Origin of the sequence: Halobaculum litoreum (assembly GCF_030127125.1) — an archaeon.
GTDB classification, from domain to species: domain Archaea; phylum Halobacteriota; class Halobacteria; order Halobacteriales; family Haloferacaceae; genus Halobaculum; species Halobaculum litoreum.
Window position 1 is genome coordinate 2,002,335 of the sequence record NZ_CP126156.1, and the last position, 14,685, is coordinate 2,017,019.

General features: G+C 72.6%; 14 protein-coding genes and 2 pseudogenes. 7 read left to right on the plus strand and 9 right to left on the minus strand.

Annotation, left to right across the window (positions count from 1 at the left end):
• The first annotated feature begins 3 nt into the window (after positions 1-3).
• The 4 genes and pseudogenes from P0R35_RS10945 (at position 4) to P0R35_RS10960 (ending at position 2,921) form a co-directional block, all read left to right on the plus strand.
• Positions 4-924: a rhomboid family intramembrane serine protease gene (locus P0R35_RS10945; RefSeq protein ID WP_284012505.1), complete on the plus strand. Its 921-nt coding sequence runs from the start codon at positions 4-6 to the stop codon at positions 922-924.
• A gap of 6 nt (positions 925-930) precedes the next feature.
• A pseudogene (locus P0R35_RS10950) lies at positions 931-1,715 on the plus strand (endonuclease V).
• A gap of 81 nt (positions 1,716-1,796) precedes the next feature.
• Positions 1,797-2,624 (plus strand): SDR family oxidoreductase, encoded by an 828-nt coding sequence (locus P0R35_RS10955; protein WP_284012506.1) that lies wholly within the window; start codon positions 1,797-1,799, stop codon positions 2,622-2,624.
• A gap of 3 nt (positions 2,625-2,627) precedes the next feature.
• Positions 2,628-2,921 (plus strand): DUF8152 family protein, encoded by a 294-nt coding sequence (locus tag P0R35_RS10960; protein WP_321170422.1) that lies wholly within the window; start codon positions 2,628-2,630, stop codon positions 2,919-2,921.
• Between the two features lie 10 nt (positions 2,922-2,931).
• Here P0R35_RS10960 and P0R35_RS10965 read toward each other — a convergent pair whose 3' ends face one another.
• From P0R35_RS10965 to P0R35_RS10975, 3 genes are all read right to left on the minus strand, one after another.
• On the minus strand, positions 2,932-4,104 hold the full coding sequence (locus P0R35_RS10965) for an ArsA family ATPase (RefSeq protein WP_284012507.1): 1,173 nt from the start codon (positions 4,102-4,104) through the stop codon (positions 2,932-2,934).
• Positions 4,105-4,165: 61 nt separating this feature from the next.
• A complete protein-coding gene (locus P0R35_RS10970) occupies positions 4,166-5,956 on the minus strand; it encodes a M3 family oligoendopeptidase (protein ID WP_284012508.1) in 1,791 nt (596 codons plus the stop codon).
• 48 nt (positions 5,957-6,004) lie between these two features.
• Positions 6,005-7,072, minus strand: coding sequence for a pyridoxal phosphate-dependent aminotransferase (locus tag P0R35_RS10975; RefSeq protein WP_432765048.1), 1,068 nt, complete (start codon positions 7,070-7,072; stop codon positions 6,005-6,007).
• A 108-nt stretch (positions 7,073-7,180) separates the two neighbouring features.
• On the opposite strand from P0R35_RS10975, the gene P0R35_RS10980 reads away from it, so the two are divergent.
• Positions 7,181-7,699 carry a CinA family protein gene (locus P0R35_RS10980; RefSeq protein WP_284012510.1) on the plus strand — a complete coding sequence of 173 codons (519 nt, stop codon included), beginning with the start codon at positions 7,181-7,183 and terminating at the stop codon, positions 7,697-7,699.
• A 93-nt stretch (positions 7,700-7,792) separates the two neighbouring features.
• Positions 7,793-8,299: a metal-dependent hydrolase gene (locus P0R35_RS10985; RefSeq protein WP_284012511.1), complete on the plus strand. Its 507-nt coding sequence runs from the start codon at positions 7,793-7,795 to the stop codon at positions 8,297-8,299.
• A 51-nt stretch (positions 8,300-8,350) separates the two neighbouring features.
• On the opposite strand, the gene P0R35_RS10990 is transcribed toward P0R35_RS10985, so the two are convergent.
• A complete protein-coding gene (locus P0R35_RS10990) occupies positions 8,351-9,112 on the minus strand; it encodes a PHP-associated domain-containing protein (protein WP_284012512.1) in 762 nt (253 codons plus the stop codon).
• Between the two features lie 96 nt (positions 9,113-9,208).
• Between P0R35_RS10990 and P0R35_RS10995 the strand changes: the two genes are divergently transcribed.
• Positions 9,209-9,508 carry a DUF7565 family protein gene (locus tag P0R35_RS10995; protein ID WP_284012513.1) on the plus strand — a complete coding sequence of 100 codons (300 nt, stop codon included), beginning with the start codon at positions 9,209-9,211 and terminating at the stop codon, positions 9,506-9,508.
• A 121-nt stretch (positions 9,509-9,629) separates the two neighbouring features.
• Here P0R35_RS10995 and P0R35_RS11000 read toward each other — a convergent pair whose 3' ends face one another.
• The 5 genes and pseudogenes from P0R35_RS11000 to P0R35_RS11020 form a co-directional block, all read right to left on the minus strand.
• Positions 9,630-10,085, minus strand: a complete 456-nt coding sequence (locus P0R35_RS11000; protein ID WP_276237972.1) for a transcription elongation factor Spt5 — start codon at positions 10,083-10,085, stop codon at positions 9,630-9,632.
• Between the two features lie 2 nt (positions 10,086-10,087).
• Entirely contained in the window at positions 10,088-10,261 is a 174-nt protein-coding gene (locus tag P0R35_RS11005; RefSeq protein WP_276237974.1) for a protein translocase SEC61 complex subunit gamma, read from the minus strand.
• A 197-nt stretch (positions 10,262-10,458) separates the two neighbouring features.
• Entirely contained in the window at positions 10,459-11,646 is a 1,188-nt protein-coding gene (gene ftsZ, locus P0R35_RS11010) for a cell division protein FtsZ (RefSeq protein ID WP_284012514.1), read from the minus strand.
• Positions 11,647-11,787: 141 nt separating this feature from the next.
• A complete protein-coding gene (locus P0R35_RS11015) occupies positions 11,788-13,173 on the minus strand; it encodes a D-aminoacyl-tRNA deacylase (protein ID WP_284012515.1) in 1,386 nt (461 codons plus the stop codon).
• 116 nt (positions 13,174-13,289) lie between these two features.
• Positions 13,290-14,617: pseudogene (locus P0R35_RS11020) on the minus strand (calcium:cation antiporter family protein).
• Positions 14,618-14,685: the final 68 nt, after the last annotated feature.

A 14,685-nucleotide genomic window follows, 5' to 3' on the forward strand; every position in this document is an offset into this window, starting at 1 on the left:
GTAATGGCGGAGTGCTCCCAGTGCGGCGAGTACGAGAACCTCCCGTACCAGTGCAGACGGTGCGGCCAGTCCTTCTGTGCGGAACATCGCCTCCCCGAGAACCACGACTGTCCCGGCCTGAACGAGTGGAACGACCCGGGGGGCGTGTTCGACTCCGGGTACGACGACGGCGTCGGCGGCGGCGGTTCCGCCGGTTCCGGCGGCGTCACGGGTCGCGTGAAGTCGCGTATCGACCGCGAGACGGGCACCGGCGGCATCGCGGGTGCGTTCCGGGGCAACATGACGTACGTGTTCCTCGCGCTGATGTGGGTGACGTTCGGCGCGCAGTTGCTGTTGAGCGTCGGACTCGGCGCGGGCGGCCTCGCGACGGACCTGTTCGTGTTGACCTCGGCGAACCCGCAGTACGTCTGGACGTGGGTCACCTCGGTGTTCGCCCACGGCGGCTTCTACCACATCGCCGGCAACTCCATCGCGCTGTACTTCTTCGGCCCGCTCGTGGAGCGCTACCTCGGGAGCAAGCGCTTCACGGTGATGTTCCTCGCGACCGGCGCGGTGGCGGGGCTCTCACAGATCGGGCTCGGGTTCCTGCTCGGCGACCCGATCAACGGCGTCGTGGGGGCGTCGGGCGCGATCATGGCGATCATGGGGTTCCTCTCGGTGGTGAACCCCAACCTGCGCGTGATGCTGCTCATCCCCCCGATCCCGCTGTCGATCCGGACGATCACGCTCCTGTACGCCGCCCTCTCGCTGGTCGGCGTCCTCGCGAGCGGCGGGATCCTCGGCAACATCGCCCACGGCGCCCACCTCGCCGGCCTCCTGCTCGGCGTCCTGTACGCGAACGTCGCCGACGGTCGGCGGAACGTTCCGAACCAGATCGGCAGCGGCGGCGGCGGCCTCGGCGGGCCCGGTCGCGGCCGCTTCTGACCGGCGATGCCGACGCCGGTCCGCCCGGAGTTCCTCCCCGACCCCGCGCTCGACCGCGAGGGGATGGCGGCGCTCCAGCGCGACATCGCCGCCGCCGCGACGTTCTCGGACGAGCGTCCTTCGACCCCGCGAGCGTCGGGCTCGCCCCCGACCCGCCCGCGGACGCGCCGCTCGTCGCCGGCGTCGACCAGGCGTTCCTCGACGACCGCGCGGTCTCGGCGGTCGTCGTCCTCCGCGGGGGCGAGGTGGTCGAACGCGCGTACGCCGTGACCGACCTGTCGATCCCGTACGTCCCCGGACTGCTCGCGTTCCGCGAGGGCGGCCCCATCGTCGACGCGCTGGCGACGCTGGAGACCGAGCCCGACCTGTACGTCCTCGACGGGAGCGGCCGGATCCACTTCCGACAGGCCGGCATCGCGACCCACGTCGGCGTCCTGTTCGACGCGCCGGCGGTCGGCGTCGCGAAGTCGTTGCTGTGCGGGACGCCCGACGAGGGGACCGACGGCCGGCCGGCGGGCTGGCGGACGCCGATCCGGGCCGACGACCGCGTCGACGCCCCCGCGGGCACCGTGATCGGGCACGCGCTCCAGTCGCGCCAGTACGACGCCTCGCCCGTGATCAACCCCCTGTACGTGAGCCCGGGCCACCGCGTGAGCGCCGACACCGCGACGGCTCTCGTCGCGGCGCTCGGCGGCGAGTACAAAATCCCCGAGCCGACCCGGCTCGCCGACGCCTACGCCGACGAGGCGAAAGGGGAGGTCGCGGCCGCGGGAGTGCCCGAGGAGGATTGACCGGCGACCGGCCGTCCCGGGCGCGGATCGACCGGCGTCGAGACGGCGGGAGTTAACTGCGGGGCTGTCGTGGACGCCGACATGACCAGGACGGTTCTCATCACGGGGTGTTCCTCCGGGATCGGCCGGGCGAGCGCCGAGGCGTTCCTCGACGAGGAGTGGACGGTGTACGCGACGGCGCGCAACCCCGCCGACATCGAGACGCTCGGCGAGCACGACGACTGCCGGATCGCCACGCTCGACGTGACCGACGCCGCCGACGTCGAGCGCGTCGTCGACCGCGTCCTCGACGAGGAGGGGCGCATCGACGCGCTCGTCAACAACGCGGGCTACGCGCAACTGGGGCCGATCGAGGAGGTGCCGACCGACGCGGTCGCCGACCAGTTCGACGTGAACGTGTACGGTCCGCACCGCCTGATCCGCGAGGTGCTGCCCGCGATGCGCCGGCGCGAGGACGGCGCCATCGTCAACGTCTCCTCGGCGGTCGGCCGGATGTCGTTCCCCGGCGGCGGCGTGTACGCGGGGTCGAAGTACGCGCTGGAGGCGATGAGCGACGCGCTCCGCAACGAGGTCCGCGAGTACGGCATCTCCGTCTCGCTGATCGAGCCGGGGCCCGTCGACACCGGGTTCGACGAGCGGGCGGAGTCCGAGGTCGACGGCCTCGACCGGACCGGGGCGTACGACTTCTTCTACGACCTGTTCGAGGACTACGACGCCGTCGGCGGCGGCGGGGGGTTCCTCTCGGTGACGCCCGAGCGCGTCGCCGAGGACGTCGTCGACGCCGCGAGTTCGACGAAGCCGCCCGCGCGGTACCCGGTCGGGCCGATGGCGACCGTCGCGGAGGTGGGTCGGCTGCTCCCGACGCGCGTGACCGACGCGCTGTGGGGACTGGCCGCGAAGTTCACCTGACCCGTGAGCGACGACCGCGTCGAGGCGATGCACGAGCACCTCGCGGCGACCGCCGAGCGGCCCGTGGCCCGGAGCGCGAGCGCACACCTCGGCGAGGCGGAGGCGGTCGCCCGCGACCTCGCACAGCGTCCCGCCGACCCGGCGACCGTCCGCGAGCGCGCCGGTCACGTCGTGCGCCTGCTCCGCGAGGCCGGCGACACCGAGGACGCGGTCGCCGACGAGCACGTCGCGGCGGCGCTGGCGCTCGCGGAGGCGCTCGCGGCCGGCGACGGCGACGACCCGCGGGCCGACGAGTGACGAACCGCCCTCAGGCGAGGCAGGCGGCGACGACCCGCAGCGCCGCCTCCCCGCGCACCTCGTCGGCCAGCAGGGGGACGCGCTTCACGTCGCGGCCGCGGTAGAGGTCGGACGCCTTCGCGAGGCTGTTCTGTTGGACCTGCCACCGGCGCTGGCAGAACTCGCAGTCCTCCAGGTTCGGCGTCACGATCCACGACGGGTCGACGTCGTCGCCGAACGCGGCGACCTCGCGGGGGTCCTCCATCACGCGGTTGACGACGAGGGTGTTCACCGGGATGGAGAACTCCCCGAGCCGCTCGACGAGCCGTTCGGACTCGACGACGCTCATCTCCTCGGGCACCATCACCACCCGGAAGTCCGTCTTCGACGGGTCCTGGAGCGTCTCGCGCAGCCGGGTGATCCGCTCGCGCAGCTCGTCGAGGTCCGGCTCGTCGCCCGCGCCGTCGCCCATCCCGAACAGCCCCTTCATGCCGTCCATCATCCCGGAGAACTGCTGGCGGAGCTTCATCATCCGCCCGACCATCGAGTCGAGCATCTCCGGGAGCTGGAGCAGCCGGAGCGTGTGGCCCGTCGGCGCCGTGTCGACGACGACGCGGTCGAAGCGCGGGTCGTCGAGGTGGTCGAGCAGCTGGCGCATCGCCGCGGCCTCGTCGGCGCCGGGCATCGTCCCCCCGAGCATCCCGCCGAGCGGGGAGTCGCCCATCGCCTCGCCCATCTCGCCGAGGCCGCCGAGCGGACTCGCGTCGGGGCCGGCGTCCGCGCCCGGACCCGCGGCACCGTCTCCCGCGCCGCCGCCCATCCCGAACAGCCCCTCCTCCATCGCGGCGTCGGGGTCGATCTCGGCGGCGTACAGCGGCACGTCCTCGCGGATGCGCGAGGGCCGAGCGGGGATCTCGGTGTCGAGCGTGTCCGACAGCGAGTGGGCCGGGTCCGTCGAGACGACGAGCGTGGCGACGCCGTCGTGGGCGCTCGCGAGCGCCGTGGCGGCCGCACACGTCGTCTTCCCGACGCCGCCCTTCCCCCCGTAGAGGACGTACTCGGGGGCGCCCGGGTCCGACAGTCCGGCGGCGCCCTGCATGTCGATCGTCGCCCCCATCCGGGAGGGGTCCTCGGCGGCCGGAGCGTCGGCGTCGTCCGGCTCCTCGTCGATCTCGTCGACCGGCTCCACGTCGATGTCGCTCATTGCCCGGCGGTCGGTCGCGGACGCTTGTCTATCCGTCGCTCGGGGAGCGCCGCGGTCCACCCTACGCCGACGCGTCGATGGCGCCGAGGAGGCGGTCCACCCGGTCGGCGTACGCCCGCACGCCCCGCTCCGTGGTCGCCTCGTCCGCGAAGTCCAGCGCCGGCGCGAACGCCTCGTTGGGGCGGACGCTCCGCCCGCGGGCGAGCATCGACCGGTACTCCGCCGCGTCGAGGGCGCCCTCGCGCAGCGCACGGGCCAGACTCAGCGCGCCGACGGAGCCGACGGCGTACAGGTACGCGTGGTACGGGTCCCGCGAGAGGTCGATCTCCAGCCAGCCCGCCCCCGCGCGGTCCCCGAGCGCGACGGGCGCGCGGAACTCCCCGAGCAGGTCCCGGTGGCGGTCGTCGATCGCGTCGGGACCGGGGTCGCCGCCCGCCGCCACCGTCTCGTGGAGCCCGCGGACGAACCGCCCGCCGCGGGCCGCCCGGTACAGCGGCAGCTTGTCGAGGAAGACGGCCTCGGCGTGGCGGCCCCGGTCGCCGTCCCAGACGTCGGCGAGGTGGTCCGCGAGCAGGACCTCGTGGACGAACGACGGCACCTCCGCGACGTGGTCGGGGATCCCCTGATCGACCGCCCGTTGGTCGTCGCTCGCGAGCAGTCGGTGCATCGCGTGGCCGAGCTCGTGGGCGAACAGGTACAGCGCCCGGAGGTCGCCGTCGTACCGCAGCGCGAGGAACGGGCCGTCGGCGACGGAGGTGAGCGCCATCGCCTTCGGGCCGCGGCGCTTGTTCGCCGTCGGGCGGACGTCGACGCGGCGTTCGGCCAGGATCGACCGGAGCCGGTCGACGTACGCCTCACCGAGGGGGGCGAGCGCGTCGCAGATCAGCTCCGTCGCCTCCCCGTACGGTACCGTCGGGGGGTCGCCGTCGACGAGCGGGACGTGGACGTCCCACTCGCGCAGCTCGTCGCCCGCCGTGACGGCGCTCCGGGCGGCGAGCAGCCGGTGGTACGGGTCGAGCCGGTCGGCGATCCCGTCGATCACCGTGTCGTACGCCGCGACGGGGAACCGTCCCTCCAGCCGTCGGTGGAGCGCCGAGTCGAACCCGCGGAGGCGGGCGAGCCGGACGTCCGCGCGGATCCGCTCGACGTAGGCGGCGGCCATCCCGTGGCGGTGGGCCGCGAGCGCGTCGCGGCGGCGCTCGAACACCGTCTCGCGGAACGCGCGGTCGCGCGACCGGAGCAGCCGCGCCGTCGCGGTGCCCGTGACCGTCTCCGTCCCGCCGTCGGGCGCCTCGACGGTCGGCGTCTCGACGTCGCCCTCTGCGATGGCGCGACCGGCGCCGGAGCCGGCCTCGAGCGTCGGGCCGAGCTCCCCGAGGGCCGACTCCGTCGCCGGCGAGAGGGCGTGGTCGGCGCCCGCGAGCAGGCGGTCGAGGTGTGCCCGGTGGCCGTCCAGCTCGGGCGTCTCGTCGACGAGCGCCGCGACGCGGTCGCGCCCCGCTTCCCGGAGTTCGGGAGTTAGGAAGCCCACGGCCGCATCCAGCTCCGCCTTGAGGTCGCGGTAGCGGGCCACGCGGTCGCGGGCCGCCTCGTCGGTCGTGTCGACGGAGGAGGTGAGAAGCGCGTACAGCCACAGCGACCCCAGCCGGCGGACCCGCAGCTCCTCGACGAGGTCGAGCAGCTCGCGGAGGGTCTCGCCGTCGGCGGTCGCGCGGTCCTCGTACGCGCGGAGCTCGTCGAGGCGGTCGGCGAACGCGTCGGCGGCCGCCTCCCAGTCGGCGGGCGTCTCGAAGACGAGCGAGGGGTCCCACTTCTCGGCGTCGGGGACCGCCTCGCGGTCGGGGAGCGACATCGCCGGGCCCGTTCTCCCGTCCGCCCCAAAAGTCCTCGCCGCGGCGCGTCAGCCGAAGTAGTCCGCCAGCCGCCCGGCCGCCTCGTCGACCCGTGGCGTCACCAACGCGAACCGGAGCCACTCGTCGCGCGCGGAGCCGAACGTCTCCCCCGGCATCCCCGCGACGCCCGCCTCGTCGATCAGCCGCTTCGCGTTCGCCATCGTCCCCGAGAAGTCGTCGAACCGAGCGAGGACGTAGAACGCGCCCGCGGGGGTGGTGTACTCGGCGCCCGCGGCGTCGAGCGCGTCCGTGAACGTCTCCACCCGCTCGCGGAGCATCGCCCGGACGTCGGCGTAGTAGTCGGCGTCGGTCTCCCGCAGGGCTTCGAGCACGGCCACCTGCGGGGGCCGGGAGGTGGCGACGTTGACGAGCATGTGGCGCGTCTTCGCCGTGTCGACGAGGTGGTCGGGGAGCACGACGTAGCCGACGCGGAAGCCGGTGATCGCCATCGACTTCGAGTAGCCGGTGGTGACGACCACCCGGTCCGAGTCGAGCGTCAGCGCCGACTCGAACTCCCCCGTGAAGTCGAAGTGGTCGTACACCTCGTCGACGACGAGCGTCGCGTCCACCTCGGCCGCGAGGTCGGCGAGCGCGCGGAGCGACTCCCGCGAGTACACCGCGCCGGTCGGGTTGTTCGGCGTGTTCACGAGGATCAGCGACGTCTCCTCGCCGGCCGCCTCGCGGAAGCGCGCGGGGTCGAGCGAGCCGTCGCGCTCGGTCGCCACGAGCGTCGGCTCGGCGTCGAGCAGTTCGGCCTTGCCGGGGTAGTACGGGTAGACGGGATCGGTGAGAAGCACCTCGGAGCCGGCGTCGCGGTCGAGCGCCGCGGCCATCGCGAGGTAGTTCGCCTCGCCGGTGCCGTTGGTGACGACGACCCGGTCGGCGTCGACGTTCCGTCTGGCGGCGATCTCCTCGCGAAGGTCGAGCAGTCCCTCGCTGGGCGGGTACTGGAACGCGTCCGGGTCGGCGTCGGCGTACTCGCGCAGGCCCGAGCGCAGGGCCGCGGGCGGCTCCCAGTCGGGATTCCCCGACACCATGTCCACCACGTCGCGGTCGGCGGACTGGGCGTACTGCATCACGTGGAAGAACTGCGGGCGGTCGTAGCGCACGGTGTGTCGCCGGAACTGCGTGCGCTCGCCCCTTCACTCCCGCGGTCTTATGCCGGCGCCGGCTGTGGGGCCCGTATGCGCGAGTTCGCAGCCGAGCCGCCCGTCGAGGCGCGCGTCGGCGACGCCCTCCGGGACGCCGGCGAGACGGTCGCGACCGCCGAGTCGTGCACCGGGGGCCTGATCGGGTCGCTCCTCACCGACGTCGCCGGCTCCAGCGACTACTTCGACCGCTCGGTCGTCACCTACAGCTACGACGCGAAACTGGAGGAGTTGGCGGTGCCGCGCGAACACCTCGACGCCGAGGGGGCGGTGTCGGCGCCGGTCGCGCGGGCGATGGCCCGCGGCGTGCGCGACACCGCCGCCGTCGACTGGGGTGTCGCGACCACCGGGATCGCCGGCCCCGGCGGCGGGACCGACGAGAAGCCCGTCGGCACCGTCTACGTCGGCGTCGCGTACGCCGGCGAGTGGGGGACGGGCGACAGCGGGGCGACGGTCGAGCGCTACGAGTTCGACGGGAGCCGGACGCAGATCAAAGAGCGGATCGCACGGCGGGCGCTGTCGGACCTGCTCGCCGCGGTCGGGACGCGCGGGTAGCCGACGGGGAGGGGGCGACGGCCCCGGCGTCACGCGACCGTCCGACGCGGCGATGCCGAAACGGTTTGGTCGCTCCCGCGAACAGGGAGGGGCGTGAACAAGAAGGGCCACGTGTTGAACGCCATCCTGCTGGCGATCGGACTGGGGTACGTCCTCCAGCCCTCCGGCGACGTGGAGACGTTCGTCACCATCGCCGAACTGTTCGTCCCGCTCGTGCTCGGGGCGCTGTTCCCCGACGTCGACACCGCCTTCGGCAAACACCGCAAGACGCTCCACAACCTCCCCGTCCTCGCGGTGTTCCTCGCGTACCCGCTGTACTTCGGGAACCTCCGGTTCGTCTGGATCGGGGTGGTCACCCACTACGTCCTCGACGTCGTCGGCAGCAGGCGCGGTATCGCGCTGTTCTATCCGCTGCTCAAGACCGAGTACGGGCTCCCCATCGGCGTCACCACGTCGAGCAAGCACGCCGACGCGGTGACCGTGGTCATCACCCTCGCCGAGTTGGCGGTGCTGGCGGTCGTCCAGTTCTTCGTCGTCGACCTGAGCACCGGGACTCCGCGGGAGCAGGTGGCAGCGCTGCTCGCCGGGCTGCCGATCTGAGGGAGGTCCCGCCGGCGTCCCCGACGCCGGCGCGCGGCCGTCCGAGCCGTCTCAGTACACCGCGACGTCGTCGAAGCGGCCGTCGTAGGCGATGTGTCTCGGGTGGGTCGCCTCCATCCCCGAGAGGAACAGTCGGTCGAGCTTCCCGTAGGAGTTCTCGTAGCCGAGGTGGGCGAACTCGACGAGCCGCCGCAGCCGCGTGGCGGGGTCCGTCCGCCTGACGACCGTCCGCGGCGTCCCCGTCCTGAACGCCTCGACGAGGGCGTCCTCACCCCGGACGTCGCCCTCGAACTCGGTCCACGCCGCGCCGACGGTGCCGCGGCGGTGGGCGTACGACGAGCCGAAGCCCGGCAGGTCGAACGCCGCGGCGATCCGCGCGCCGCGGTCGTTGTGGTGGTCGAACAGCTTCGCGTTGTACGTCTCGACGGCGTCGACGCGGTCGCGGTACGCCCCCACCTCCGCCCGCGTGAGGCTCACGTTCATGAACTCCGGGTGCGGGACGAGCACGGCGGCGCCCTGCCGGTCGAACTCCGCCAGCGCCGCCTCGAAGGTGATGAAGTCGGGGACGGGCTCGGAGAGCCCGAGCGCGAGCAGGTGGCGACGGTTCCCCCAGTCGCCGGTGAACACCTCGCGGGCGGGGACGACCGTCACCGCGTCGGTCGAGTGGCGCTCGGCGCGCGCGCGGATCTCCGGGAGCCGCGTGAAGTGCGGGGCGTACACCAGCGTGTCGATGCCGGCCTCGCGCGCCCGCTCGACGACGCGCTCGTCGAGCACCTTCACGTGCGGGTCGACCCGGGTCCGTGCTCCGGTCACAGGCGGACGTCGACCGGCCCGGCGGTAACGATTCCGTTTCCGGGTCGCGGTCTCGTCACGGGAACGCTTAAGCGGGCACCTCCTGTGTGGTCCGGTATGTCCTCCCGGTGGGCCTGTGGCCTCGACGGGTGCGACGCGGCGTTCGACACGGTCGAGGACGCCGTCGTCCACCAGACGACCGCACACGAGCGACACGAGTGTCGGGTGTGCGGCACCGTCGTCCCCGACGGCTACTTCGCCATCCGCCACGCGTTCGACGAGCACACCCGCGCGGAGTTCGTCCGCGCGTACGAGGCCGACTCCGACGACGTGCGCGAGCGCGAGGAGATCAAAGCCGAGATCGAGGAGACCGCCGACCTCCAAGAGATCGTCGACCGGATCGACGGCTCGGTGTAGGGGCGGCGCCGGCGCTTCTCGCGGGACGCCGCACGAACCGTACAGAAGAACCGACCGACCGCGAGCCTACCGCTCGCCGGAGTTCCCGCGAGCAGGAGCGAACGGGAGCACGACGAGCGCGTCAGCGCTCGTCGGAGTCGAGCACGCGGATCTGGTCGCCGCGCACCGTCACGGGGATCGGCACCGTCGCCTCGTACAGTTCGACGGTCACCTGGTCTTTCCCCTCGTCGATGCGCTGGACCTGCGCCTTCTCGCCCTTGAACGGGCCGGCGATCAGCTCGACGATGTCGCCCTCGGCGATCCCCTCGACGTCGGGGGTCGGCGAGAGGAAGTGCTCGACCTCCGACATCGACGACTGGCCGGCCACGCCGCCGGGCCCCTCGACGAGCCCGCGGGCGTGGGGCACCTCCTCCAGCACGCGGCGGATCACGGCGTCGTCGTCGGCCTCGACCATCACGTAGCTGGTGAGCTGGTCGGGCGCGAGGACGGCGTGGATCTCGGCCATCTCCTTGCTGGCGATCATGTCGGCGACGGTGCGCTCCTGGCTCGCCGTCGTCTTCACCGAGTAGATGGGCACCGTCAGATCCCTCCGGTGAACACGGACATGACCGCGAAGATGACGAACCCGAGGAAGCCCACGAGGAAGATGCCCGCGCCGGCGATCTTCGAGATCTGGGAGAACTCCTCCCAGGAGGGCGTGCTCGCCAGCTTGAGCACCCTGACGTAGCTTGTCAGGTCGTACTTGACATCCATGGTTATCGGGCGTACTGCGCCGCTCCTTCTATATCTGTTGCTCCGGCGCCGAGCGCCCCGCGCGGCCGGGAGCGGCGGGACGTGCCGTCGGCTGGCGGCGGAGGTGACGAACGGAGGGCGCTCGCCGGCGGGGCGGGGAGTCGTGGACTCCGTGGACGGACGGCCGTCGGGCGGGACCGCGACGGCGGCGGACTCGACTACTCGACGTAGTCGATGTCCTCGAGGTTGTCGCCGGCGGCCGCCTGCGCGGCCTCGTTGCGGCCGTAGATCTGCGGGGAGTCGACGCCCGTGACGACGATCATCGTGCGCATCGAGCCGTCGAGCTCCTCGTCGATGGAGGTGCCCCAGATGATCCGCGCGTCGGGGTCGATCCGGTCGTAGATCTCCTCGACGACGCCCTCGGCCTCCTCGATGCTCATGTCGGAGCCGCCGGTGACGTTGACGAGCGCGGAGTTGGCGCCGGAGATGTCGACGTCGAGCAGGGGCGACCGGAGCGCCGACTGCACCGACTCCTGCGCCTTCGTGTCGGAGTCGGACTCGCCGAGCCCGATCATCGCGACGCCGCCCTTCTCCATGACGGTGCGGACGTCGGCGAAGTCGAGGTTGACGAGGCCGGGCTTGGTGATCAGCTCCGTGATGCCCTTCACCGAGCGCATCAGCACCTCGTCGCTGATCTTGAACGCCTGGCGGACGGGGAGCTTCCCGACGGCGTCGAGCAGGCGGTCGTTCGGCACGACGATCACGGTGTCGGCGACGTCGCGGAGGCGCTCGAGGCCGGCCTCGGCGTTCGTGCGCCGCACCTCGCCCTCCGCCGTGAACGGCGTCGTGACGATGGCGATGGTGAGCGCGCCGATCTCGCGGGCCGCCTTCGCGACGACGGGCGCCGAGCCGGTGCCGGTGCCGCCGCCCAGCCCGGCGGTGACGAACACCATGTCCGACCCGTCGAGCGACTCGCGGATCTCCGACTGGGACTCGATGGCGGCCTCCTCGCCGACCTGCGGGAGCGACCCGGCACCGCGCCCCTGGGTCTTCTCCTGGCCCATCAGGATCTTCGTGTCCGCCTCGATGTTGACGAGGTGCTGGACGTCGGTGTTGGCGGCGACGAGCGTCGCGCCGTGGATACCCTCCTCGGCCATCCGGTTCACCGTGTTGCCGCCGGCGCCCCCGCAGCCGACGACGGTGATGTTCGTCTGGAGGTCCTTCAGGACGTCCTGCAGTTCCTCGTCGGTCATCTTGCCCGTTCGCGGGGCGTCCCCCGAGCCCGACGACCCCGCCGTGTCGTCGTTCGAGGCCGCGGCGCCGGCGTCCGCGGGAGCACCGTTGTCCCCCACGTCCCCCGACTCCTCCTCGGCCTCGTTGATCGCGTCCTCAACGATGGAGTCCATAGGTATGCGGGTGCCTTACTGACGGAGAGTTATTATCCTTCCCCCTCACGTCTTGCATCTGTCAGACGCCGTAGCGCGCCCCTACGGCGCCCTCGGAGGCGGAGACGGCGCCGCTGCGACGCGGAAACGACGGCGTACCTGTCAGACGGGGAACGCCCGTTCGCGCCGCCGGCTGACGGTCTCGGGCCGGATCGTGCGCCCGTTCACCTCGACCGCCTCGCCCGACGACAGCGCCCCGAACTTCGGGCCCTCGGGAACCCCGAGCGTCGCCGCGCGCTCGGGGTCGAACGACTCCACCCGCGCGACGACCGCGTCCCCCTCGCGGGCCACCTCGTCGTACTTGCCGCGCAACACGCCCGCGAGAGCGTCCACGAGCGCGTCGTACGGGTCGGCGTCGGCGACCGGCAACACGACCCGCCCGGCCGCGCGGGTCCCCGCCTGCTCCGTCTCGAACGCGACCGCGTGCGTCTCGACGGCCGCCCGCGTCGCGTCGGCGTCGATCCCCTGCGCCTCCGCGAGCAGCTCGGCCGGGAGGTCGTCGACGCGGTAGCCGTCCGTCGGGTCCACGTCGTCGGCCGCGCGCTCGCCGAACCGGAGGCCGTCCGCGACCGGGACGAGGGCCGCCTCCAGCGCGTCGACCAGCGCCAGCGGCGTGTCGTCGACCGCGCGCACCCACGACTCGCCGACGACGCGCACGCCCCGGTCGGCCAGCGCCTCGCGCAGCACCGGGCGCTCGCCCTCGACGAGCGCGTAGTCGGCGTCGCTGGCGCGGATCGCGGCGTCGAGCACGGCCGGGTGCTCGCCGGGGTGGCCCAACTCGTCCAGTTGCCAGTCGATGCCGACGTGGCCCACGCCCCACGCCGTCTCGCGGAGCACCCGCTCGAACCGCGGGGCGTAGTGGCCGCCGCCGAAGCCGACGACGTGCCGGGGGCGCTCGGGGTCGCCGACGGCGACGGTCGCGCCGCGCTCGGGGCCCAGCACCGCGCGGGCGACGGCGCCCGCGCCCGCCGGGTCGTCCCACTGCGCCTCGTCGCTGCCGACCTCCGCGAACACCGCCGGCACCGCGAGGTCGGTCGGCCCGTGGTGGGTGCCCTCGATGGCGACGCCGTACCCGTCGGGCGCGTGTTCGTCGAAGCCCGCCACGAGCGCGCGCTGCACGCCCGGGCACGCGGGCGCGAACGACCCCGCCTCGCCGCCGTACTCCGCGGCGCCGAAGTTGCCCGTGAAGTGGCACGTGAGCAACGGTCCGGTGTCGCCCGCGTGCCGGGAGACGAACACGAGGTAGTCGGGCCGTCGCGAGAAGGCGGGCGTCGGGTCGTCCAGCCGGATGTGGAGGTCGTCGAACGAGCGGAGTTCGAGCCGCTCGTCCCCGTCGGCGCCCGCCCGGCCGAGGACGTGGTACGTGCCGCCGCCGTCGGCGTCGGCGCGCGAGCCGTCGGTCCGTTCGGTCCAGTCGGCCAGATCGAGCAGCCGCTCGGCGATGTGGGTGGAGGCGCGGTCCGCCCGGGAGACGACGATACCGATCACTGCGCGGGTGTAGCGGACAGGCGGTGGAATACGCGTCGGTTCCGGCGGACGGGCGGCGACAGGGGACCGGGGGCGGGAGCGGGAGGGAGAACGGGAACGGAAACGGGACGGGAGCGTCAGTCGGCCGGCTGTTCGGAGCCGCCGCCGACCGCGTCGCTGACGGTCGAGCGGGTGAGCGAGGCGACCTGCCGGATCTCGTCGCGGCGGGCGGCGAGGAGGCCGACGCCGAGCACCATGTACACGACGGTGAACGCCTGCAGGAGCAGGATGGAGTTGGCCTCGGCGGCCGCCTCGGTCATCGTCCGGATGAAGTAGAACTCCACGAGCACCTGCGAGAGGAACAGCGTCAACAACAGCAGCGACTCGCGGACGGAGATGTTGAAGTTGATCAGGATCCCGAGCGCGAAGAAGCTCTGGGCGGCGGTGATCCAGATCTCGGCGGCCTGCTTCTCGTCGAACATCAACACGCCGTACTGGCCGGCGGAGATGGAGTAGACGACGACGAGCGTCCCGATGAGCAGCGTCCACTGGTTGAGCTTCGAGGAGATGAGCGCGTTGAACGCGGCCGTCGAGCGCGCCTTGTTCACGAGGTAGGCGGTGACGATCAGTTCGGGGCTCTCGGAGGCCAGCGGCGCGATCCACTGGATCATGAAGAACTCGGGGATGCCGAACTGGAGCCCCAGCGCCTCCAGCCCGTGGGCGAACGGCTCGACGGCGGTGAAGATGAGCAGGCCGGAGTAGGCGAACAGCGACAGCACCGACACGGCCCGGACGGGGAACGGCTTCGACTGGAGGTAGGCCGGCACGCCGACCTGTTCTTCGACCTCCTCGACGTCGCCGCGGACGATGACGAGGATGTACGCGACGTACAGGCCGACGAGGAACAGGGTGTCGACGGCGCCGATGCCGCCGCCCAGCGGCACGAAGAACGCGTACACCGTCGCGAGGAACAGGAACGCCACCTCCAGCGAGATGTCGCGGTCGAGCGAGACGTAGTCGCCGAGGAACTTCTCGTTGGTGACGACGTTGGCGTCGCCGCTGCCGCCGTACGCCTGGTAGACGGAGAACAGCGCGATGCCGGACCAGCCGAGCCCGATGAGGATGCGGTTGGCGCCGGTCATGTTCGCCACCGCGAGGTTGCCCGCGGCGGCGTCGCCCTGCCCCGCCTGCCACGCGTACAGCGCGTCGACGGCGTACTCGGGGGCGACCGCCAGCACCGCGAGGACGGCGATGGCGAACGCGCGCGGCACGTCCTTCTCGGCGGTCTCGGCGCCCCACGCGAGGAGGAACGAGGCGCCGAGCACCGCGACGCCGGCGACCCCGACGGTCGTCAGCGTCGAGAACGACTCGTTCAGCCCGGTCAGCCACGACAGGACCCACGGGAGGGTGAGCAGGATCCCCCCCGAACAGCCCCGTCAGGGGGGTGGCGAAGGCGCGAACTCATTACCCTGACGGTGCCCGCGGCGACGCCTTACTCTTGCGCTTCACCTCGACCGCCCCGAAGCGGCGATT